This is a genomic window from Burkholderia contaminans (assembly GCF_029633825.1).
Lineage (GTDB): Bacteria > Pseudomonadota > Gammaproteobacteria > Burkholderiales > Burkholderiaceae > Burkholderia > Burkholderia contaminans.
Map to the genome: position 1 here is coordinate 1653548 of NZ_CP090641.1, position 22285 is coordinate 1675832.

Genomic DNA, 22285 nt, shown 5'->3' on the forward strand with positions numbered 1-22285 from the left:
TGCGTTGCTACGACTGCCGCTCGGCTGCCACGACCGGCTCCGCCCGGCCGTCGCGCGTGCCGCTTGCCGCCGCCGGCTTCTCCCAGAACGTCGCATTCGCGATGCCGAGCGCGGCCGGATCGAACGTCGGCTCGCGTCCCGCGCGCTTCTGCGCCTCGTAGTCGCGCAGCGCCTTGAGCGCCGGCTTCTGCAGCAACAGGATCGCGACGATGTTCAGCCACGCCATCAACCCGACGCCGATGTCGCCCAGCGCCCATGCGACGCTCGCGCTCTTCACCGCGCCGTACAGCGTCGCGAGCAGGATCACCGCACGCAGCACGAACGTGCCGGCGGCGCTGCTGCGTGCACGGCTCAGGTACGCGACGTTGGTTTCCGCGATGTAGTAGTACGCGAGGATCGTGGTGAACGCGAAGAAGAACAGCGCCATCGCGACGAACGCCGCACCGAAGCCCGGCAGCACCGATTCGACGGCCATCTGCGTGTAGCCGGGGCCGGCCTCGATGCCGGCCGCGCCCGAGAACAGCGCGCGGCCGCCCGGCGCGACCACGTTGTACGCGCCGGTGATCAGGATCATGAAACCCGTCGCCGAACAGACGAACAGCGTATCGACGTAGACCGAGAACGCCTGCACGAGCCCCTGCTGCGCCGGGTGCGTCACTTCCGCGGCCGCCGACGCGTGCGGGCCCGTGCCCTGCCCCGCTTCGTTCGAATAGACACCCCGCTTCACGCCCCACTGGATCGCCATGCCGAGCACCGCGCCGAAGCCGGCCTCGACGCCGAACGCACTTTCGAATACCAGCCTGACGACACCCGGCAGACGCTCGATGTCGAGCGCGATCACGACCCACGCGATCAGGATGTAGCCGAGCGCCATGAACGGCACGACGATCTCCGCGACGCGCGCGATCCGCTTCACACCGCCGAAGATGATCATGCCGAGCAGCAGCACGAGCACCGCCCCGGTGACGGGCTTCGCGATGCCGAAGGAATTCTCGATCGCGGACGAGATCCCGTTCGCCTGCACGCCCGGCAGCAGCAGCCCGCACGCGAGCACGGTGGCGATCGCGAACGCCACCGCATACCAGCGGATGCCGAGCCCCTTCTCGATGTAATACGCGGGGCCGCCGCGATACTGCCCTTCGCGCCGCACCTTGTAGATCTGCGACAGCGTCGATTCGACGAACGCGGTGCTCGCGCCGAGGAACGCGACGAGCCACATCCAGAACATCGCGCCAGGGCCGCCGAACGTGATGGCCGTCGCGACGCCCGCGATGTTGCCCGTGCCGACGCGCCCCGACAGCGACATCGCCAGCGCCTGGAACGACGACACGCCTTCCGCCGAGGCCTTGCTGCCCCGCATCAGGCGCAGCATTTCGATGAAGTGGCGAACCTGCGCGAAACGCGTGCGCAGCGAAAAGTACAGCCCTGCGGCAAGACAGAGAAAGATGAGCGCAGGGCTCCAGATGACACCGTTGAGCGAATCGACGAGTTGTTCCATGGGGCGTTTCTGTTGAAGGTGCGAATGACGCGTGGGCGGACGGTCGGATCCGTTACGCGAGCGAGCGGGCGTCATGACTACGGACAAATCCGAATTTATCTTTCATTTATATTACATGTCTTACGATTTCATTCGGAATCGGGGTGTCCCCCTAGCGGCGCGTGACGCGTCCGGGCGGCGCCGCAACGACGTGATCGTCAATCGGGCAGCCCGCCGTGCATCGGGCGGATCGAATCTTCCGGCGCTGCGCCCCGCCGTGCCCGAACGGCATTGATCCCGGCCGGCGCGCACCGTACAGTGGTCGCCTGCCTCGATACAGGAACCGCCATGCCAATCGGATTTCGGAAGATGCACGCGAACGGCGACGACTTCGCGATCGTCGACCTGCGCGGTCAGGATCACGCGCACGCGATCGATGGCAACCTCGCGCGGCGCATGGGCGACCGCAAGCGCGGCATCGGCTTCAATCAGCTCGCGGTCGTGTCGGACTGCGACGACGCAGCAGCCCGCGTCGCGTTCTGGAACGCCGACGGCTCGCCGCTCGACACCTGCGGCAGCGCAACGCGCGGCGTCGCGTGGCAACTGATGCGGGAAACCGGCCTGTCATCGCTCGTGCTGCGAACCCGCCGCGGGTATCTCGAGTGCTCGACGGAGGCGAACGGCCTGATCACCGTCGAGATGGGCCGGCCGCTCACCGGCTGGCGGGACGTGCCGCTCGCGGAGGCACTCGACACGCTCGCGTTGCCGCTGCCCGGCGCCCCTGCCGCGTGCAACATGGGCAATCCGCATTGCACGTTCTTCGTCGACGATCTGCGCACGATCGATGTCGCGGCGCTCGGCCCGACCATCGAAACGCATCCGCTGTTTCCGCAGAAAACCAACGTGCACTTCGTTCAGGTCATCGATCGCACGCATATTCGCCTGCGCATCTGGGAGCGCGGCGGCGGCGTGCCGCTCGGTTCGGGATCATGTTCGTGCGGGGCGGTCGTCAACGGCATCCGGCGCGGGTTGCTGGATGCGTCGGTGCGCGTCGAATGCGACGGCGGCGACGTGACGGTGCGTTGGGATGGTGCCGGCAGTGTGCTTCTGAGCGGGCCGGTCGCGTTCGGGTTCAGCGGAAACTGGCTGGGCGAGCAGACGCCCGGAGCCTGACGGCCCGGGCCGGCGGACGCGCCTCGCAGGCGCGCGGCCGACCGGACCCAGCCCGGCGCGTTGCGCGCCGGGCCGTACCAATCCGTGCTGGCTCAGTGCTTGTCGTCGAGCTTCTTCGGCTTCGGCGGCGACGGCACCTTCGCGTACTGGAACGCGGGCGTCGCCTTCAGCGCATCCTTCGTCGCGCCCGGCAGGTAGATGTTGCCGTTGCGCACGTCGAGCGATGCGATCGGCACCGCGACGTCGTGCGCGGCCACGCCGAGGAAGCCGCCGGCCGACACGATCGCCGCCGATACCGAGCCGTCCGGCGCGACGATCAGGTCGCGCACGGTGCCGACCTTCTGGTTCTCGTCGTTGTAGACGGCCTTGCCGAGCACGCTCTTCTTCACGCTCCAGCCTTCGAGCAGCGCCTGCGATTGTTCGACGGTCACGCTGATCGGCTGCGCGCCCGCGATCTGTGCGTGCGCGCTGACGCTCGAGGCGAGGACGGTTGCTGCGATGAGGGTCTCGTAGAAAGCCATGCTGTTATGCACTCCGGTGAATTGTTGTCGGTGTCGGCGGCCGGCCAAGCCGCCTCCGTGCATGCGCCGCGTGAAACGAGAAGGCCTCTGTACGACGCATCACACCGGCCCATGTTAGCGCCACTCGCGAAACGCTGCATTGGACGTGATGACGCAGTCGCCGTCATGCGCCTGTTGTGATGGCGACATTACGGATACCGCAGCGAATCGCGTACCTCCCCGCCGTCACGCGTTGCGCGAATACACGCGCCGGTGCCGCACCGCCTCCGCCAGCACGTCGAGCACCGGCTCCGTCTGCGTCCAGCTCAGGCACGCATCGGTGATCGACACACCGTACTTCAGCGGCACGCCCGGCTTCAGGTCCTGGCGTCCGGCCTCGAGATGGCTCTCGACCATCACGCCGACGATCCGGTGCTCGCCCTGCGCCAACTGCCGCGCGAGATCCTGCGCGACGTCGATCTGCCGCTCGTGCGACTTGTTCGAGTTCGCATGCGAGCAGTCGACCATCACCTGTTCGCGCAGGCCGGCCTTGCGCAGCACCGCGCAGCTCGCCTCGACATGCTCGGCGTCGTAGTTCGGGCCGTTCTTGCCGCCGCGCAGGATCACGTGCGCGTCGTCGTTGCCGCGCGTCTCGAAGATCGCGGCCATCCCCATCTTCGTCATCCCCATGAACGCATGGCTCGCCGCTGCCGCGACGATCGCGTCGGACGCGACCTGCACGCCGCCGTCGGTGCCGTTCTTGAAGCCGATCGGGCAGCTCAGGCCCGACGCGAGCTGTCGATGGCTCTGGCTCTCGGTCGTCCGCGCGCCAATCGCACCCCACGCGATCAGGTCGGCGATGTACTGCGGGCTCAGCAGGTCGAGGAATTCGGTCGATGCCGGCAGGCCCAGCGCGTTGATGTCGAGCAGCAGTTGCCGCGCGGCGCGCAGCCCTTCGTTGATGCGGAAGCTGCCGTCGAGGCGCGGATCGTTGATGTAGCCCTTCCAGCCGACCGTCGTGCGCGGCTTCTCGAAGTAGACGCGCATCGTGATCAGCAGGTCGTCCTTCAGCGCATCGGCGGCCGCCTTCAGGCGGCGCGCGTAATCGAGTGCCTGGTCGTGATCGTGGATCGAGCACGGGCCGACGACGAGCAGCAGCCGGTCATCGCGGCCGTGCAGGATGTCGCCGATCGCGCGGCGCGTGTCCTCGACGAGCGTCTGCGTGGCGGCCGGCACCGGCAGCTCGTCCAGCAGCAGTGCGGGGGAAATCAGCGGGCGCACGGCGCCGATGCGGACGTCGTCGATGCGCGTGGTGTCCTGCGTCGCGTCGGCGCTGCCTACCTCGCGATCGTGGGAAGGATTGTCGAGGTTCTGCATGGTGAATCTCCGGGGGACGTCTGTCTGGAATGATGGGCAGGCTCGATTATGGCACCCGGGCGGGACGGTGGCGGCTTGCGGCGGGGAGCGGGCGCGGCTGCATGGCGGCAGCGCGACGGAGATCAACAGGCGAAAAGAAAAAGGCGACCCGCGAAGGGTCGCCCGGCCGTGCGCCACATCACACGCGGCGTGGCGGCTAGTGCAGCGTCTCCGGCGCCAGCGAGTTGCTCGGCAGCAGCGACGTCAGCCAGCAATTGCTCGGCGCCGCTTTTCCGTTGAAACGGTCGTAGAGCCACGGCAGCATGCCGGCCACCCACGGCACGATCGCGCCCGCATGTTCGAGCGGGTACTCGTTGTACGTGACCGGCGTGCCGCTGGCACAGAACTTCTGCGCCAGCGCGCGCACGTCGTACGCCATCATCACGCCATCGCCCACCTGGCTGCTGAACGTGCCATCGAGCGCGCCCGCCGTGCCCTGGCCGATGAACATCGGGATCGTCGGCGAGGCGGCCAACCCCGCATTCACCTTGTTCGCGTACGTCACGTACACGGGAATGCTGTTGATGTCGTTCGCGTATTGCGGCTTGAACAGCGTGCCCCAGTGCAGCCCTGTGTACTTCGGCAGGATATACGCGAGCGACTGGCTCTGGATGTCCTTGAGCACGGCGACGCCGGTATCGCTGAGATAAGGCGTCAGGTCGAAGCCGTAGCCGCGCGACAGCCCGGCCAGCGCGGCCGCGGCCACGCCGCCCCAGACGATGCTGCCGTCGACGTAGCGCAGGTTGTGCGCGGGGTCGACCAGCACGCCGCCTTCCGCCGCACCGACGAGCTGCTTGTTGATCTCGGGCGCATAGCTCGGCGCGAGCTGCGCGGCCCAGTTCGTCGCGATCGCGCCGCCGGAATAGCCGATCATCGCGACCTTGCTCGACGGGTTCAGGCCCGTGGACGGCGTATTGAGCGCCGCGCGGATCGAATCGAGCGTGGTCATCCCGTATTCGGGGCCGGCAGCGAAGTCGGCCGTCTGGCCTTCCGTGTCGGGCACGATGACGTTGTAGCCGAGCAGCAGCAGTGTCGACAGCGGAATCGATTCCGCGCTGTAGAGCAGCGTGCCGACGTTGATGACCTTCGTGACGTCGCGGTCGCCGGCAATCACTTGCGACGGCTCGTCGTACGGGTTCAGCGAATCGTAGGCCGACTGGTACGAGATGGCCTGGCCGTTGCTGACCTGGCTCCGGATCACGGACGTCACGTTGACGACCGGCTGGTTCAGCGCGTTATTGGTGCGATACAGCAACTGCTGCGCGGTCAGCGCGGTGGGGATGCCGGCCACGTGGTACGTGACGTTGCGCGTCCTGAGCACCGTGCCCGGTGGAATCGATGCCAATGGCGTTGTGCCGGTGTACGTGTAGAACGGGTCGGATACGGTCGGCGCGGCGGCACTGGCCGGCGGTGTCGCAATGGCCAGCGTGGCGGATACGGCCGCCGCGGCCATCATGAAACGTCTGGAGGACATGGTTGGGGCCCCTGGAATAACCTGCTTTCATCGAAGGAAGTTCGCGGTGTTGCAGACCATCGCGTGTGCTGCTTCAAAACCGGTTCCGAGCCATCGACTGTCTCCTGTTAATTAGCAATCCGGGCTGTTCTGAATTCGTCGTTTTAGTAGGAGTACAAACCGGATGAATTGAAGCACAACGAGCACGCACGCGATGGGCGTTTTCTGTTGTTTGAAGGTAAACGTCTAAAGCCGTCGGCGCGCGATGCGGGTCGCTCCGGCCGTTCGGCCGCCCTTACAGGTCACGACGACACCATGGGAAATGATCGACGGCAAGATCGACGGCGAATACGAAATGATGAGCCAGGGCGCCGTGGTCTACTCGATGACCTACACCAACGCGCGCACCGGCAAGAAGACCGACTTCGCGTAGGCGCCGGATGACGACGCTTCGGCGAAATCGGGGTGCCGCTGGTAGTGACGGCGCAGGGGCGCTCGACACCCGCTGCGCGGCGCAACGGTGAGCCGGTCAGCCCGCGTCGCCTTGCGCATCGACGTCGATGCCCAGCTCGCCGGCCATCCGCAGGACCAGCGCATTCAGTCGCGCCACTTCATCCGCGAGCCGCTTCTGTTCGGCCTTCAGCGCTTCGAATTCGGAAGGCGGCACGGAATCCGCACCGCCGGCATCCGCGCTCGCGAAATCGGCCATGTTCACTTCGCCGCACATCAGGTGCATCCAGCGGTTCTCGCGCGCGCCCGGCGCACGCGGCAACCGGACGACGAGCGGCTGTGCGCGCGCCGCGAGTTCGTCGAGGAACGCCTCGACCGACGAGATATCGGCGAAGCCGTGCAGGCGCGCGCTGTTCAGGCGCAGTTCGGCGGCCGTCTGCGGGCCGCGCAGCAGCAGGATCGTCAGCAGCGCGATCGCCTGGCTCGGAATGCCGAGCACGCGGTTCATGTTGTGCTCGAAACGCGGCACGCGGCTGCTGCTGCCTTCCATCACGATGCTCAGGTGCTTCAGCCCGTCGAGCGCGGTCGTGACCTCATCCTCGCTGACGTTCATCACCGGCGAGCGCGCGGTTTTCTGGTTGCAGCCCGCGGTCAGCGCATTCAACGACAGCGGATAGGTGTCCGGCACCGTGTGCTGTTTCTCGACGAGCACACCGAGAATGCGGGCCTCGAGGGGCGTGAGTTCGCGAAGGGCGCGTGGCGTTGGCGTATCCGGCGTGGTGTTCATGGTGGCGTCGCAGCGTGCAGCAGGTGAAGGGAAACGATCGCGGCCCGTCCGGCATCGCGCACGGGCGAGCCATATGATAGCTCGCGTCGCGTGGCCCGGCGCCGCGCGACGTGCCGGCGCGCGCACTTGCCGCAGCAGGGTTTCGTCCAACGTATCGGCCGGACGGTGCCGCGCGGCGGACTCCACCTCCTTGCACACGGCGGCGTTTGCACGCCGCGCATGCGGGCGCTACGATATGCGTCATCCCGGCGTCTGCGGCGCCGCGTGACCGCCTTCGCACGCAGTACCACGCAATACCACGCATCGCCCGACCCGCACGCCATGCCGCCGCGCATACGCGCCGCTCGTCGACGCCACTCATCCGTTCACCCCTTCGCCCCGTTCATCGCCATGACCGCATCCTCCCCCGCACCGCACGTACGCGCCATCGTCACCGGACACACGCGCGGCCTCGGCGCGTCGCTCGCCGAACAACTGCTGCTGGAAGGCGTCGCCGTGCTCGGCGTGTCGCGCAGCCGCCATCCGTCGCTCGCGTCGCAGGCCGGCGACCGCTTCGCCGAAATCGAACTCGACCTGTCGGATACGTCGGCCGTCGCGGCCTGGCTGGCGGGCGACACGCTGCGCCGCTTCGTCGACGGCGCGTCGATCGTGCTGCTGTTCAACAACGCGGGCATCGTCGATCCGATCGGCCCGCTCGCCGCGCAAGACCCGGCGATCGTCGCGCGCGCGGTCGGCGTGAACGTCGCGGCGCCGCTGATGCTGTCGGCCGCGCTCGCGCAAGCGGCGTCGGCCACGACCGAATGCCGGATCCTGCACGTGTCGAGCGGCGCGGCACGCAACGCGTACGCGGGCTGGAGCGTCTACTGTGCGACCAAGGCGGCACTCGATCACCATGCGCGCGCAGTCGCGCTCGATGCGAACCACGCGCTGCGGATCTGCAGCGTCGCGCCGGGCGTCGTCGATACGGGCATGCAGGCGACGATCCGCTCGACCAGCGAAGACAACTTCCCGATGCGCGAGAAATTCGACCAGCTGAAGTCGAGCGGCGCGCTCGCGACGCCCGAGGCGGCCGCGCGACAGCTGATCGGCTATGCACTGAGCGACGCATTCGGCTCGGTGCCGACGGCCGACGTGCGGGAACTGCCGAGCCACTGAGTTACGCGGCCACAAGGACACACGGACACACGGCCCGTCAACGTCCTTCGAGCCGCTTCGTCCAGTCTTCGACCTGCCGCTCCGTCCGGCGCCTTTCGAGCATCGTGCGCCAGCCGGGCGGCAGGTTCGGGACTTCGTACAGCGCATCGAGCGCGGCCATGTCGAGCGTGCGCCGGTACAGCACATCGAGCACCGTCGCCAGCGGCCATTGCGGGTAGCGGCGCTCATGCAGCGTCAGCACGTCACCCGATTCCACCCAACCTTCCTGCAGCACGCGGTAGTACCAGCCGGTCCGGCCGCTTTGCTGCACGAGCGCGGCCATCCGCGGATGATCGAAACGTGCGTTGAGCTTCCAGCACGGCTGCCGCGACTGCGACACCTGAAGCACGGCACCGCCCAGCGTGAACGCATCGCCGAGACACACGTCGTGCTCGGTCATGCCGTGCGTCGACAGGTTCTCGCCGAACGCGCCCGGTTGCGCGAGCACGTCGCGCGCGCCGATCTGCTCCGACCACCACGCATAGTGATCGTGCGCATAGTGGTGCACCGCCTTGTCAGGCCCGCCATGATGCCGCGCATCGGCCTGCTCGTCGCCGGCGAAGCCGAGCGTGCCCAGCCACAGACGCGCGCCTGCCGGCTGCTTGTCGATCGCGCTGGCGTGCGGCGTGCCGGCCAGCGGCCGGCTTTTGCCGACCCGCACCGCGCCGATGGCGGCCGAGATCAGCGGCCGTGTCGCATCGCTCATGTCGCCGCACCGTCGGGCAGCGCCGCGAGCAGGCGTTCGAGCTCGCGCGTACGCGCGTCGCCGAGCGGCATCAGCGGCTTCCTCGGTTCGCCAGCATCGAAGCCGCGCAGGCGCAACCCGGCCTTCACGGTCACCGGCAATCCGCCGTTGACGATGAACTGCAGCAGCGGCAGCTGCGCATGAAAGACCGACCTCGCCCGCGCGAGGTCGCCCGCCTGCATTGCGTCGAACAGCGCCAGCGGCAACGCCGCATTCAGGTTCGGCGCGGCCGTGCACCATCCTGCCGCGCCCGCTGCAAGCGCGGCAAGCGCCATCGGATTGCTGCCGTTGTAAAACGGAATCGCGCCGTCGCTCAGTTGAGCGAGCCGGTGCATCCGCCCGATGTCGCCGGTGCTCTCCTTCACCATCGTCACGTTGTCGACGGTCCGGCAGATCGTCGCGATCAGGTCCGGTGACATGTCGACGCCGCTCGTCGCGGGGTTGTTGTACAGCATGATCGGGATGCCGATGGCAGCGCCGATCGCGCGATAGTGCGCGACGATCTCGTCGTTGGCGAGCTTCCAGTACGACACCGGCAGCACCATCACCGCATCGGCGCCGGCCCGTTCGGCGAAGCGCGCGCGGCGCACTGCGCCCGCGGTGGTGAGATCGGAAATGCCGACGACGGTCGGCACGCGTCGGCGCACCGCACGAATCGACGCGGAGGCGACCGCCTCCCATTCGGTGTCGGACAGGTACGCGCTTTCGCCGGTACTGCCCAGTGGCGCGATCGCGTGGACGCCATCGGCAATCAGCCGCTCGATCAGCGCGTCGAGCGTTTTCAGGTCAACGCCGCCGTCAGCGGAGAACGGCGTAACCGGGTAGGCAATGATGCCTTTCAGCAGGATGGACACGATAGGTATTCCTCAATGATGATCGAAGACGAGAACGACGAATCGTCCGCTCATGCGACGCAATCCTGATGCGTACGCAATGCCCGCCGTGCGTAGTAGTCGAACGTCACCGCATCGCGCTTCGGCTTCGAGATCCAGTCGTGCGCTTCGCGCGCCAGCGCGGGCGGCACCGGCTTGATCTCGCCGGCCGCCATCGCGAGCAGCTGCAGCTTCGCGGCCCGCTCGATCAGCAGCGCGAGGATGCAGGCTTCCTCGATCGTCTTGCCGACCACCAGCTGGCCGTGATGCGACAGCAGGATCGCGCGCTTGCTGCCGAGCGCCTTCGAGATGATCTCGCCCTCCTCGTTGCCGACCGGCACGCCGGGCCAGTCCTTCAGGAACGCGCAATCGTCGTACAGCGGGCAGGTATCCATGTGCGACACGACGAGCGGCTGCTCGAGCATCGACAGCGCCGCGACATGCGCGGGATGCGTATGAATGATGCAGTTCGCGTCCGGGCGCTCGCGGTAGATCCACGTATGGAACCGGTTGGCCGGATTCGGAATGCCTTCGCCGTCGACGACGTCGAGATCCTCGTTGACGCGCAGCAGGTTCGCGGCCGAGATCTCGTCGAAGCCGAGCCCGAGCCGCTGCGTGTAGTACGTGCCGGCTTCGCCCGCGCGGCAGGTGATCTGCCCGGCCAGGCCCGAATCGTGACCGGCGTCGAACAGGATCCGGCACGTGAGCGCGAGCTTCTGCCGCGCGGACCAGCCGCTGTCGCCCACCGCGTTGTCCAGACGCCGCTCCGCCAGCGCGACCAGTGCCTCCTTCGTCAGATTCAGCGTTTCCGCCATGTTCACCTCCTGAATGGATCGGGTCGGTCGCGCCGTCCGCGGCCGCTTTCCCGGGAAAACATGACACACGATACACCGCAGGACACTTTGTGTCATGCGTTACAATCGGTTTTTCGAAGGACACCTGGCGCCCCATGACGATTCGCCTGAAGCTGCTCAGAAAACAGAAGGGCTGGACGCTCGACGTGCTGGCCGACGAGACGGGCCTCACCAAGAGCTACCTGTCGAAAGTCGAGCGCGGCCTGAGCGTGCCGTCGATCGCGGTCGCGCTGAAGCTGTCGAAGGCACTGAATGTCGACGTCGAGCAGTTGTTCTCGGAAAGCCACAACCGCGAGCTGATCACGGTCACGCGCGCCGGCGAGCGCACGGCGATGGGCGCGGCAGCCGACAGCCAGGCCCACCGCTTCGAAAGCATCGCGGCCGGCGTCGCGCCGAAGAAGATGTTGCCGTTCGTCGTGCATCCGCCGCACGAATTCGTCGCGTCGACGTTCCGCGAGCACGAAGGCGAGGAATTCCTGTTCGTGCACAAGGGGCGCGTCGAAATCGAATTTCCGAACGAGACGGTGCAACTCAAGGCCGGCGATTCAGTCTATTTCAACGCTCTCATCCCGCACCGCACGCGCAGCCTCGGCACCGCGCAGGCGGAGATCCTGGTCATCGTCAGTCACGACGACTAGCATCGTCACCTTTTCGCGCAAGGATCCCCGATGGTCACGAAGGCCACCGCACCGTTCCAGCAGATCAAGACACTCGTTCGCCAGAACGTCGAATCGGGCGACTGGCGCCCCGGGGACCGCATTCCGTCCGAGCTCGATCTCGCCGCGCAGTTCGGCGTCGCACGCATGACGGTCAACCGCGCGCTGCGCGAGCTGACCGAGGAAGGCGTGCTGAAGCGCATCGCGGGCGTCGGCACCTTCGTCGCCGAAGTGAAGCCGCAGTCGAACCTGCTGATGATCGCGCACATCCGCGACGAAATCCGCGCGCGCGGCCACGAATATCGCTGCCGCGTGCTGAGCCAGTCGAGCGAACCCGCGTCGTTCGACGTCGCGGCCGCGTTCGGCCTGCCGGTCAACACGCCGGTGTTTCATGTGGTGTGCGTGCACGAGGAAAACGGCCGCCCGATCCAGCTCGAGGATCGCTACGTGAACCCGGCCGCCGCACCCGGCTTCATCGACCAGGATTTCCAGGTCGAACCGCCGTCCGAGTACCTGTTCAACAACGTGTCGCACTACGAACTGGAGATCGAGCACGTGGTCGATGCGTCGTTGCCGACCGGCGAGCAGGCGCGGCTGCTCGACATGCGTGCGGACGAGCCCTGCCTCACGCTCACGCGGCGCACCTGGACAAACGGGCAGCCCGTCACGTTCGTGCACTTCCTGCATCCGGGCAACCGCTACCGGCTCGGCTCGCGCTTCAAGCCGGGCGCCGGACGCCACCCGACCTGATCCTTTTACCCCAGTACAAAAGCGCGCGGCGGCCGTTTCGTCAGGAAACGGCCGCCGCGTTCGTCATGACCACCCGCCCACGTCAGATCGCGCGCACCTGCCCCGCGCCGCGCGACCACACGACCGGAAACAGCGGGTGATCGAGCGGCGCGCCGTCGGGCAGTTGCTCGGCGAGCCCCGGGAAATCGGGCGACGTCTTCCAGCGGCGCGGCGCGTGACGGATATCGTCGCCGACGAAGCGGATCGAGAACGCGCGCCGCCGGTTCTGCGTTCCGCCCGACGCGTGCAGCGTGAGCATCCGGAAGCACACCATGTCGCCGGGTTCGAGCGACCAGCGGCGGATCGGGAAGGCCGCGCGATCGCCTTCGATGTCCGGCAGGTCCGCCAGGCTGCCTTCCGGGAACCACTTCGCTTCCTTGTCCATGAACGTGCGCGGCATCAGCCACGGCCCGAGATGCGAGCCCGCGACGAATTCCAGCGTCGATTCGAGCGGCACGGGATCGACCGGAATCCACATGCTGACGTTGTCGTCGCCTTCGATGTTGTAGTACGGCTGGTCCTGGTGCCACGGGGTGCGTTGCCGTGTGCCGGGCTCCTTCACGAGCAGGTGGTCGTGATGCAGCCGCACGTTGTCGGTGCCCATCAGCGCGGCGGCCACCGACGGCGCTGGCGAGCGCACGATGAAGTCGCGATACGCGTCGTTGTGCTGCCAGTTGCAGAAATCCTCGAAGAACCAACCCGGATCGTCGGGCCGGCTCGCGACTTTCGCGCGCTCGCTCGGCTGCGCGAGATTCGCGTCGATGCCGGCGCGCAGCGCGGCGACTTCGTCGGGCGAGAAGATGCCCTTGATGCAGACCGCCCCTTCCTCGCGGAACGCGGCGATCAGTTCGGGCGTCACGGCTTGCGCGACGCGATCCTGGATACTCGTCATGGTGTGCCTGTCGATGGAATGAATCACGGAATCACGGATTCACGGTGCGGAAGTCAGCTGCTGCTTCGCGCCGTAGATGTCGAAGTCGAAATACTTGGCGGCGATCTTCTGGTAGGTGCCGTTCGCGCGGATCGCGACGATCGCGTCGTTCAGCCGCTTCTTCATCGCGTCGTCGCCCTTGCGGACGCCCATCGCGACGCCGTAGCCGGTGATCCGTACGTCGGTCACGTCGGGGCCCGCGAACGCGTAGCCCTTGCCGCGCGGCGTCTTCAGGAACGAGTAGCCGGCCTGCGTCTTGTCCTGGAAGGTCGCGTCGAGGCGGCCGTTGACCAGATCCTGATACACCTGGTCCTGGTTCTGGTACGAGACGATCGTCACGCCCTTGGTCGCCCATTCGGCCTTCGCGTACGCCTCCTGCGTCGTGCCCTGGTCGATCCCGATGCGCTTGCCCGCGAGCGACGCGGCGGTCGGCAGCAGCGTCGAGCCGGCCGGCGCGACGAGCGCGCCCGGCGACGCATACAGTTTGTTCGAGAAGTCGATCTGCTTGAGCCGCTCGTCGGTAGCCGTCATCGCGGACATGATCACGTCGAACTTGCGCGCGCGCAGCGCCGGAATCATCCCGTCGAAGCCCTGCTCGACCCACACGCACTTCGCATGCAGTTGCGCGCAGATCGCATTGCGCAGGTCGATGTCGAAGCCGGCGAGCGAGCCGTCGGGCTGCTTCGCCTCGAACGGCGGGTACGTGGGGTCGATGCCCCAGCGGATCGTCGACGTGTCCTGCGCGAACGACGCGAGCGGCGCGAACGCCAGCGCGGTAACGAGAAGCGTTGCAGTGCGGTTCATGGCGGGTCCTTGAAGGTCTCGACGCGGCGGGCGAACGCCGGCGTCCGGTGGGGAGCGGTACGCCGGATCACCCGGCGCGGTGCGCGAAAGACAGGGACTTCGATGAAACTGCGTTGCAGTCTAGACCGCTCAAATTTCAAGCGCAAGCGGGGGAAACGGGGGCGGGGTGGGTGGAGGACCGAATCGGGAAGGAAGAATGCGCTGAGGCTTCAGACATGACTGACATACACGGATTTCATCGCATTTCTGGGGTGTTTACCCTGTACGATGCACTGCCGCCACAGCGCGTGTTTTTCCGGATATCTGTGGGATGACGAGGTCTATACCGGTGATCTCGGCGCGGCCTCGACCAAGCTTTTCCGGTGTTATGGGCGATGCGCCCTATACCACGAAGGAATTCTTGGACGACGAAAACCCATCCAAAGATGTAAGATATACCTTACATTCTAGATCACTGTATCCGCGCCGGGAGGTCACCATGCAACTCTATGAAATCGGTCAAGCCGTTGCGAAACGGCGGGCAGAACTCGACCTCACACAGGCCCAACTTGCGAAACTCGCCGGCTTGTCTCGCCTCACCGTGAACCAGCTCGAATCGGGCAAAGTCAAGGATCTCGGCGTCAACAAGCTGATTCCGCTGCTCAGCGTGCTCGGCATTGAACTCCTTGCGCTACCGCGGCAGCCGCAAAACGGTCTCTATAAGGCCGTCGTGAGTTCCAACGTCAGCTACAAGGGCGAATTGACCGAACGGCTGCTGGCCGACGCGTTGGCTACCGGACGGATTCCCACGGGCTACGAATCGCAGTTTTCCGTCATCCTCGACGAAGTGCCGCTGCCGGTGGTGGTAAAAGCCGCCGAGGAAGCCGCCGAGCGCTCAGGCACGCCCCTCCGGACCATCTGGAAGAATCTCGCCGCATGGTCGAAGGATCTTCACCTGTACCGGGAGGTATGGGCATGACTGCACCATCCACCTCGCCCGACGGCCCATGGCAAGGTCTCTTCCGTCACGCGCTGGCACTGATCGAAGAGATACGGAAGCACGGCACGTCGAATCCGTTCTGGACGTTTGGTGGTGGCACAGTCCTGATGCTGCGCCACGGCCATCGCGTCAGCAAAGACGTCGACATCTTCGTACCCGATCCGCAGTATCTCGGGTACGTGAATCCCCGCATCAGCGACGCTGCAGCCGACATCGCGACGAACTACGAGGAACACGCCGGGTTCGTGAAGTTACTGCTGCCCGACGGCGAGATCGACTTCGTGGTCTCCCGAAATCTGATGTCTCCCGGCTACGACGAATGGATGCTGATGGATCACGTCGTCAAGGTCGAGACTTCCGCGGAGATCGTCGCCAAGAAAATGTGGCACCGTGGCGATCGACCGACCGCGCGGGATCTGTTCGATCTGTGCCTGGTCATCGAGCGTGAACCGGAGAGCCTGACGGCCGCCGGTGCATTCCTTGTCCGGCATCGCGATAAGTTTCTGCGTCTACTACACGAGCGTCGGGCGTTCGTACGGGCACGCTTCGATGACATCCAGACACTCGGCTATTCGCCGTCGTTCGACTATTGCGTCGAACTGGCCGAAGCATTCCTGCAGAAACTTCCCAATGGCGTACCCGAACAAAAATCACGCCACCGGTGACCCCTCCGGCGCCTGATTGCCACTGGCCTCCGCTTGACCACACCATACCCGCGGCGGCGAGCAGGATCGCTTCCAGCACCCCGCGACGCCATGCCCCGTCCGGCGAAACCGCGATTGCCCGCTCCGTCCGGCCATGTTAAAAGTCGTCGCACGCATTTGGAAATGAAATGCTCGAATCCGCAAAAGTGCAGAAATGAATAGACCCCTGTTCGACCTCGACCTGCTGCGCGCGCTCGTGATGGTCGCCGACTGCGGCAGCTTCACGACGGCGTCCGCGCGCCTGCATTCGACGCAGTCGACGGTCAGCCAGAAGGTGCGCCGGCTCGAGGAAATCGCCGGGCACCGCCTGCTCGATCGCGGCACGCGCGACGTGCGGCCGACCGACGCGGGCGTGACGGTGCTCAGCTATGCGCGGCGCATGATCGCGCTGAACGACGAAATGCTGGAAGCGCTGTCGGGCGCCACGGTCGCGCTGACGATCCGGCTCGGCGTGCCCGACGATTTCGCGGCAGGCCGCACAACACATGCGCTCGCGGCGTTCAAGCGCGCGCATCCGCAGGTGAAGCTCGAAGTGATGTGCGGGCTGAGCCGAGACATCAGCGCCGCGTACGACCGCGGCGAACTCGACCTCGTGCTGATCAAGCAGCGGCGCGACAGCCGCGAGGCCGTCGTGCGCTGGCCCGAGAAGCTGCGCTGGATCGACAGCGCGAAGCATCCGTCGATCGAGCTCGACCCGGTGCCGATCGTCGTGTTTCCGCCGCGCGGGCTCTATCGCGACGACATGATCAAGGCGATCGAGGAACGCGGCCGCCGCTGGCGGATCAGCTTCACGACGTCGAGCCTGAGCGGCATTCAGGCCGCCGTCGCGGACGGGCTCGGCATCAGCGTATTGCCCGCGCGCGTGGTGACGGACGAGCACGTCGTGCTGACCGCGAAGCAGGGCTTCGCGCCGATCGAGCACATGGATATCGCGATCCTGCATCGGCCGACGGCCGACCCGATGGTCAGCGAACTGACGAAGGCGCTGGCGACGATGCTGGAGCTCGAGGAGTAGCAAGCAGGCGGGATGCCGCGGCAATGCGAAGGACGCCGCGGCACAGCCGTTGCGACGAGACCGCGGGCGCGTCGACACACCCACACGCCCGGTACACGTCAGAACATCGTGTTCCCGTTCGCGGCCTGCTCGGGCACGGGTTGATTGACGTCCCAGTGTTCGACGATCTTGCCGTTCTCGAGCTTGAAGATGTCCACGATCGCGCTGCCGCGCGTGCCGGGTTCGCGCACCGCGTGCACGTGCAGGATCACGTAGTCGCCGTCGACGAACGAGCGCTTGATCTCGCTGTGCGACCGCGGATACTTGTCGCGCAGGAATGCGACGAACTTGCGGAAGCCGTCGCGGCCGTCGGCTGCGTTCGGGTTGTGCTGCACGTAGCGATCGCCGACGTAGGCGAGCGCGGCGTCGGCATCCTTCTCGTTCAGGCCTTTTTCGTAGAACGCGAGCACCGCCCGCCGGTTGGCTTCCTGCTGTGCGTCCGTTGGCCCGGCCGCCACCGCGTGCGCGGCGGTCACGGCGAACAGGGCCGCCGCCATCCATCGTGCGGCCCGTGCCGCTGTCGTGCGTCGCATCGTCGTCTCCCGGGAAATCCCGCTGAAAACCGGATCATACCGGGGGCGACGCTGCACTCACGCTTCATTCAGACCAGCGCACCGTTGCGCGCAACGATCTTCCCCGACGACACGACGAGCCGCCGCACCGGCCGCGCGACGACGGCCTCGGCAAACGTCAGCGCATCGACCAGCACGACATCCGCGCGGCTGCCCGGCTGCAGCCCGTAATCGCCAAAGCCGCAACCGCGGGCCGCGCCGTGCGTCACGCAGTCGAGCGCGACTTCGAGCGCATCGTCGCGGCGGAAATCGTTGCGCATGCCGATCAGCATCGCGCGTTCGAGCATGTCGGGCGACCCGTACGGCGTCCACGTATCGCGCACGCCGTCGTTGCCGCCGATGACCGTCACGCCCGCCGCGCGGCACGCGGCCACCGGCGGCACCGGCACCGCCGCCGGCGCGGTCGTGACGAGCCCGACGCCGAGTTCGGCCATCCGCGCGAGCAGCGCATCGCGCTCGCGTTCGCCGATATCGCCGAGGCAGAACCCGTGGCTGATCGTCACCTTGCCCTGCATGCCGTGCGTAGCGGTGCGCTGCAGGATCAGGTCGAGCGAGTACGCGCCCATCGATCCGCGCTCGTGCAGGTGAAGGTCGAGCCCGCGGCCGTGGCGCTCGGCGATTGCGAACAGCACGTCCACCGCTTCGACCGGATCGCCTTCGATCGCGCACGGGTCGAGCCCGCCGAGCAGATCGGCGCCTGCTGCGAGTGCGTCGGACAGCAGCACATCGGTGCCCGGCCGCTTGAGCACGCCCGATTGCGGAAACGCGACGATCTGGATGTCGACTTCCCCGCGCAGCGTCTCGCGCGTCGCGAGCACGCCGTGCAGATGCCGCAGCCCGGCTTCGGTGTCGATGTCGACGTGCGTGCGGATGCGCGTCGTGCCGGCCGCGAGGAACGCGCGCGCCAGTGCGAGCGACGCGGCGCCCGCGTCATGACCGCTCGTCGCGCGATAGTGGCGCTCGTTCTCGATGCGGTCGACGAGGCGCGGCCCGACCTGGTTGCGATACCACGGCATCCCCCAGTGCGTCTTGTCGAGGTGCGTGTGGCCTTCGACGAGGCCGGGCAACGCGAGCGCGCCCGCGCCGTCCTCGATCGCGCAGCCGGCGGGCGCGTCGAGCGACGGGCCGATGCGCGCGATGCGATCGCCTTCGATCAGGATGTCGAGCGCGGCGTCGGCGCTCGGGCGGACGTTGCGGATCAGCAGGTTCGTCATGTCGGTTCCGGTGGGGTCGGTCAGTGCAGTCAGTGCGTTCGGTGCGAAGGGGGCACGGCGCGTGCGGTGCCGCCTGTCAGTCGGTCAGCGCGTGAAGCGCAGCGCGGGGGCGAACGGCGCGCCGGTGTCGCTTTCGCCGCGGCGGAATACCCAGCGCTCGGCCGGCACGCCCGCGACGGCCGCCGCCGCATTCGGCGCACGCACCGCGACGAACGTCGCATCGCGGCCGACTGCGATTCCATAGTTGTCCTTGCCGATCACGCGCGCGCCGGCGTGCGTCGCCATGTCGAGCGCGATACCGAGCGCTTCGTCGGTGTAGAAGCCCGACCGATAGCCGACCATCATCGCGCGCTGCAGCATGTCACCGTTGCCGTACGGCCACCATGCGTCGCGGATGTTGTCGTTGCCGGCGAACACGTGCACGCCCGCATCGCGCAACGCCTGCACCGGTGGAAACGCGCAGTCGCCCGGCGCATTCGTCAGGATCGACACGCCGGCCTCGGCCAGTGCCGCTGCCGTGCGCTGCACGTCGCCATCGCTCACCTGCCCGAGCGCGTACGCATGGCTCACGTTCACGCGGCCGCCGAGCCCCGCCGCGCGCGTGCGCGCCGCGATCCGCAGCAGCTGCGCGATGCCCGTTTCACCGGGCTCGTGCAGGTGGATGTCGATCTTCGCGCCGCGCTTCTCGGCGATGCCGAACACGATGTCGAGCTGGCCGTCCGCATCGCCGTCGAGCGTCGTCGGGTCGATCCCGCCGACCACGTCCGCGCCTTCGCGCACGGCTACATCGAGGATCTCGGCGGTGCCCGGGCAGGTGACGACGCCCGCCTGCGGGAACGCGACCAGCTCGATGTCGACGATCCCGCGCCATTGCTCGCGCGCGGCCATCACGGCCTGCAGGTTCGACAGGCCGGTGGTTGCATCGACGTCGACGTGGCTGCGCATCGCGACCGTGCCGAATGCGGCGGCCTGCGCGATCAGCGCATTCGCGCGCTCGACGATCGGCGGCGCGGCTGCGAGCTGGCGCTTCTCGACCGCGAGCCGCTCGCGCAGCGTGCCGACCGGTTCGTGCGGCACCCAGCGATCGCCGACGAAGCTCTTGTCGAGGTGGATGTGGCCGTCGACGAAGCCGGGCAGCACGACACGGCCGTCGAGGTCGATCGTTTCCGCGCCGGGCGCGGCGGCGCAATCGGCACCGATCGCGATAAAGCGGCCGTCACGGACGACGAGGTGGATGGGCTGGCCGCCGGCGTCGACGGCGTTGATGAAGATACGATCGGTCATGGCTCGGAATGTGGGGCGGTCGCGGCACGTCACCGGCGCGGACGGGGGAAGGCACCGCAGCCGGCACGGCGCGTGCCGTTGGCAGGGAATGCGGCCACGATATCGGACGCCGTCGCCCGAGGCCAATTAAATGTCGCGATGCCGCGCATTCGATTTCGCGATGCGCGGCGCGCGCGGCCGCCGGGCCACGCATGGCGATGGGGCGGGATCGCGGGGAAAGCGACGGAACAACCGAGGGCTGCGCAGCGTCGGCATCACCGGAAGGCGGGCGTCTCGCGCCCTTGCCGCGCGTCGCTCCAACGCCCCGCCCGCGCGGCGATTTACGCGGCAACAGACTTTACACGTTGTTACCCGGCCGCACCGGACGTGCCTCCGGCCATTCCTTATACTCACGCCGAGTTCGCCACCCGTTCCGGCATTCGTCGGCGAACCCGTTGCCGATGCAGGAATCACCATGATGCGCATGCCTTCCACGAAGACCGTTCTGTTCGCCTCGCTCGTCGCCGTCGCGGCGCTTCCGCTGACCGCCTGCGTCGCGCCGGGTTACTACGGCGCGCAACCGGGGTATCCGCAGCAGCAGCAATACGCGACGCCCGGCTACGCACAGCCCGCGTATTCGCAACCGGGCTACGTGCAGCAGCAACAGCCGTATCCGAACCAGGCGCCGCAGCCGTACGATCAGTACGGCAACCAGCAGCAATACGGGTCGCAGCCGTATGACCAGTACGGCAATCAGCAGCAATACGGCAACCAGTACGGCAACGGCTACGGCACGCAATACGGCACGGTCTCGAACATCCAGCCGGTCAACGGCTCGGTCGGCCCGTCGGGCGTCGCCGGCACCGTCGTCGGCGCGCTGGTCGGCGGCCTGGTGGGCAACCAGTTCGGCCGCGGTCACGGCCGCGATGCGGCCACCGTGATCGGTGCGCTCGGCGGTGCGGTGGCCGGCAACCAGATCGGCCAGCAGATGGGCGCAGCACAAGGCCCGAGCAGCTACCGGATCGACGTGCAGGTCAGCGACGGCTCGATGCGCTCGTTCGACGTGCAATCGCCGGGCAACCTGCGTCCGGGCGATCGCGTGCAGATCAACGGCAATCAGCTCGCGCGCTATTGATTCGGATGCGGTGCGCCTGAGCTGATCGGCGCATCGTCGCGCGTTCGACGTCGGGCGCCGGTTCTGCGCGACGGCGCGCCTGTTTCACCTCGCCCTCATTCTTCATGCCGACGCGGCGCGCATCACGCGCCGCCGATATCTCGGCGACACCACGCGCCCGTCTCCACCGCACGCCGTCGCACGACCTCTCGCCTGCACTTACGGTCGCGACCCGACGCCTCGCCGCCATACACGCTCGACGCCGCGCCCGACACGAGTGCGACGCCGTTGCCGCCATGTCCGACAGCACGCGCGCGCCGCTGAACACGATGCCGTCGAAGCTCGACAGCGCGGTCGGACACGTGTACCTGAGCCTCTGCGACACCGATGCCGCGGCGCTCACATGCTGCGTCGACAGCGATGCAAAGCGGCCGCGCGACGCGATCAGACTATCTGCATTCGATCACGCGGCGGTGCCGAACGTCGCCACCCGACAACCGGATTCCCGTTACGATGAGGACGGTGCATCCCGCGGCCCCAGCGGCCCGCGCCGGCATGCACGACCTTCAACCGGAACGCCCCCGATGACGATCACGACCCGCCTGCTCGATGCGGCCGACGCCGCCCGTTTCCAGACCGTTCGCCTGCGTGCGGTCGACACCGCCCCCACCTCCTTCCTGCCGACGCTCGCCGAAGAATCGCAGGTGCCCGTCGACGAATTCGCGACGCGCATCACGCCGACTCACGAACGTGCGGTGTTCGGCGCGTTCGACGGCGATACGCTCGTCGGCATCACGGGCGTACGCCGCGATGCGCGCGTGAAGATCGCGCACAAGGCGACGATCTGGGGCGTGTTCGTCGATCCCGCGTATCGCGGGCAAGGCATCGCGCAAACGCTGCTCGAATGCGCGACCGCGCACGCGGCGCAGGAATGGGACTGCAAGCAACTGATGCTGTGCGTGAACGAGATCAATGCCAATGCGGAGCGGCTGTATGCGTCGCAGGGGTTCGTGCGGTTCGGTACGGAACCGCGCTCGTTGTTCGTCGATGGCCGCTTCTATGACGAACACCATATGGTCAAGACGCTCGGGTAACGCGTTCGAACCTGCGTTCGCGCGCATCGATCGATCGCGCGCGAACGACCTTCCCCCTCTGCGCGTCGCGTTGTCGCTTGTCGGTGATCGTCTTGTTGACGGCCTTGCCCGGCGACCGTCACATCTCAATGCGGAACGTGACGTTGCTCCGCAGCACGATCGGCCGGCCCGGCGCAATACCCGTTGCCGG

23 protein-coding genes are annotated in these 22285 nt (G+C 67.2%); 10 read left to right on the forward strand and 13 right to left on the reverse strand.

Annotated features, from left to right (window positions below):
- Positions 1-7: 7 nt before the first annotated feature.
- The gene (locus tag LXE91_RS25075) at positions 8-1498 is read right to left on the reverse strand and encodes an alanine/glycine:cation symporter family protein (protein ID WP_039340447.1); all 1491 of its coding nucleotides are present in this window, start codon (positions 1496-1498) and stop codon (positions 8-10) included.
- A gap of 73 nt (positions 1499-1571) precedes the next feature.
- Between LXE91_RS25075 and LXE91_RS25080 the strand changes: the two genes are divergently transcribed.
- Together LXE91_RS25080 and dapF are read left to right on the forward strand one after the other, a co-directional pair.
- Positions 1572-1772 (forward strand): hypothetical protein, encoded by a 201-nt coding sequence (locus LXE91_RS25080; RefSeq protein ID WP_135370693.1) that lies wholly within the window; start codon positions 1572-1574, stop codon positions 1770-1772.
- A 53-nt stretch (positions 1773-1825) separates the two neighbouring features.
- Complete coding sequence (gene dapF, locus LXE91_RS25085; RefSeq protein WP_039340445.1) at positions 1826-2650, forward strand: diaminopimelate epimerase; 825 nt, start codon at positions 1826-1828, stop codon at positions 2648-2650.
- Positions 2651-2742: 92 nt separating this feature from the next.
- Here the strand turns inward: dapF and LXE91_RS25090 are convergent, their stop codons facing one another.
- The 4 genes from LXE91_RS25090 to LXE91_RS25105 form a co-directional block, all read right to left on the reverse strand.
- Positions 2743-3171, reverse strand: coding sequence for a PRC-barrel domain-containing protein (locus LXE91_RS25090; RefSeq protein ID WP_039340443.1), 429 nt, complete (start codon positions 3169-3171; stop codon positions 2743-2745).
- 225 nt (positions 3172-3396) lie between these two features.
- Positions 3397-4527: a 3-deoxy-7-phosphoheptulonate synthase gene (locus LXE91_RS25095; protein ID WP_039340441.1), complete on the reverse strand. Its 1131-nt coding sequence runs from the start codon at positions 4525-4527 to the stop codon at positions 3397-3399.
- A gap of 196 nt (positions 4528-4723) precedes the next feature.
- A complete protein-coding gene (locus LXE91_RS25100; RefSeq protein WP_039340439.1) occupies positions 4724-6040 on the reverse strand; it encodes a lipase family protein in 1317 nt (438 codons plus the stop codon).
- A 508-nt stretch (positions 6041-6548) separates the two neighbouring features.
- Positions 6549-7256 carry a YceH family protein gene (locus LXE91_RS25105; protein WP_039340437.1) on the reverse strand — a complete coding sequence of 236 codons (708 nt, stop codon included), beginning with the start codon at positions 7254-7256 and terminating at the stop codon, positions 6549-6551.
- Positions 7257-7646: 390 nt separating this feature from the next.
- Between LXE91_RS25105 and LXE91_RS25110 the strand changes: the two genes are divergently transcribed.
- Positions 7647-8411: an SDR family oxidoreductase gene (locus tag LXE91_RS25110; RefSeq protein ID WP_039340434.1), complete on the forward strand. Its 765-nt coding sequence runs from the start codon at positions 7647-7649 to the stop codon at positions 8409-8411.
- 37 nt (positions 8412-8448) lie between these two features.
- Here the strand turns inward: LXE91_RS25110 and LXE91_RS25115 are convergent, their stop codons facing one another.
- Genes LXE91_RS25115 through LXE91_RS25125 form a run of 3 tightly spaced genes read right to left on the reverse strand, consistent with a single transcriptional unit; the run spans position 8449 to position 10882 of the window.
- Complete coding sequence (locus LXE91_RS25115; RefSeq protein WP_039340432.1) at positions 8449-9156, reverse strand: MOSC domain-containing protein; 708 nt, start codon at positions 9154-9156, stop codon at positions 8449-8451.
- Complete coding sequence (locus LXE91_RS25120) at positions 9153-10049, reverse strand: dihydrodipicolinate synthase family protein (protein ID WP_039340430.1); 897 nt, start codon at positions 10047-10049, stop codon at positions 9153-9155. Before LXE91_RS25120 ends, LXE91_RS25115 begins: the two co-directional genes overlap by 4 nt.
- A gap of 50 nt (positions 10050-10099) precedes the next feature.
- The gene (locus LXE91_RS25125; RefSeq protein ID WP_039340428.1) at positions 10100-10882 is read right to left on the reverse strand and encodes an aldolase; all 783 of its coding nucleotides are present in this window, start codon (positions 10880-10882) and stop codon (positions 10100-10102) included.
- A 134-nt stretch (positions 10883-11016) separates the two neighbouring features.
- Here LXE91_RS25125 and LXE91_RS25130 point away from each other — a divergent pair, with 134 nt between their 5' ends.
- Together LXE91_RS25130 and hutC are read left to right on the forward strand one after the other, a co-directional pair.
- Positions 11017-11559 (forward strand): helix-turn-helix domain-containing protein, encoded by a 543-nt coding sequence (locus tag LXE91_RS25130; RefSeq protein WP_039340426.1) that lies wholly within the window; start codon positions 11017-11019, stop codon positions 11557-11559.
- Positions 11560-11589: 30 nt separating this feature from the next.
- Positions 11590-12327, forward strand: a complete 738-nt coding sequence (gene hutC, locus LXE91_RS25135) for a histidine utilization repressor (RefSeq protein ID WP_039340424.1) — start codon at positions 11590-11592, stop codon at positions 12325-12327.
- Positions 12328-12409: 82 nt separating this feature from the next.
- Here hutC and LXE91_RS25140 read toward each other — a convergent pair whose 3' ends face one another.
- Together LXE91_RS25140 and LXE91_RS25145 are read right to left on the reverse strand one after the other, a co-directional pair.
- Positions 12410-13258, reverse strand: a complete 849-nt coding sequence (locus tag LXE91_RS25140) for a phytanoyl-CoA dioxygenase family protein (RefSeq protein ID WP_039340422.1) — start codon at positions 13256-13258, stop codon at positions 12410-12412.
- A 39-nt stretch (positions 13259-13297) separates the two neighbouring features.
- Positions 13298-14101, reverse strand: a complete 804-nt coding sequence (locus LXE91_RS25145) for an ABC transporter substrate-binding protein (protein ID WP_039340420.1) — start codon at positions 14099-14101, stop codon at positions 13298-13300.
- 478 nt (positions 14102-14579) lie between these two features.
- Here LXE91_RS25145 and LXE91_RS25150 point away from each other — a divergent pair, with 478 nt between their 5' ends.
- The 3 genes from LXE91_RS25150 to LXE91_RS25160 all read left to right on the forward strand — a co-directional run bounded on the left by LXE91_RS25150 (position 14580) and on the right by LXE91_RS25160 (position 16799).
- Positions 14580-15059, forward strand: coding sequence for a helix-turn-helix domain-containing protein (locus tag LXE91_RS25150; RefSeq protein ID WP_039340418.1), 480 nt, complete (start codon positions 14580-14582; stop codon positions 15057-15059).
- On the forward strand, positions 15056-15745 hold the full coding sequence (locus LXE91_RS25155; RefSeq protein ID WP_039340478.1) for a nucleotidyl transferase AbiEii/AbiGii toxin family protein: 690 nt from the start codon (positions 15056-15058) through the stop codon (positions 15743-15745). The genes LXE91_RS25150 and LXE91_RS25155 overlap by 4 nt, the downstream gene beginning before the upstream one ends.
- 193 nt (positions 15746-15938) lie before the next feature.
- A complete protein-coding gene (locus tag LXE91_RS25160; protein ID WP_039340415.1) occupies positions 15939-16799 on the forward strand; it encodes a LysR family transcriptional regulator in 861 nt (286 codons plus the stop codon).
- 98 nt (positions 16800-16897) lie between these two features.
- Here LXE91_RS25160 and LXE91_RS25165 read toward each other — a convergent pair whose 3' ends face one another.
- The 3 genes from LXE91_RS25165 to LXE91_RS25175 all read right to left on the reverse strand — a co-directional run bounded on the left by LXE91_RS25165 (position 16898) and on the right by LXE91_RS25175 (position 19908).
- Positions 16898-17371 carry a nuclear transport factor 2 family protein gene (locus tag LXE91_RS25165; protein ID WP_039340413.1) on the reverse strand — a complete coding sequence of 158 codons (474 nt, stop codon included), beginning with the start codon at positions 17369-17371 and terminating at the stop codon, positions 16898-16900.
- Positions 17372-17439: 68 nt separating this feature from the next.
- A complete protein-coding gene (locus LXE91_RS25170; RefSeq protein ID WP_039340412.1) occupies positions 17440-18624 on the reverse strand; it encodes an amidohydrolase family protein in 1185 nt (394 codons plus the stop codon).
- Positions 18625-18708: 84 nt separating this feature from the next.
- Entirely contained in the window at positions 18709-19908 is a 1200-nt protein-coding gene (locus LXE91_RS25175; protein WP_039340410.1) for an amidohydrolase family protein, read from the reverse strand.
- Between the two features lie 454 nt (positions 19909-20362).
- Here LXE91_RS25175 and LXE91_RS25180 point away from each other — a divergent pair, with 454 nt between their 5' ends.
- Positions 20363-21022, forward strand: a complete 660-nt coding sequence (locus LXE91_RS25180; protein ID WP_039340408.1) for an outer membrane lipoprotein — start codon at positions 20363-20365, stop codon at positions 21020-21022.
- Positions 21023-21585: 563 nt separating this feature from the next.
- Positions 21586-22095, forward strand: coding sequence for a GNAT family N-acetyltransferase (locus LXE91_RS25185; RefSeq protein WP_039340476.1), 510 nt, complete (start codon positions 21586-21588; stop codon positions 22093-22095).
- Positions 22096-22285 lie beyond the last annotated feature (190 nt).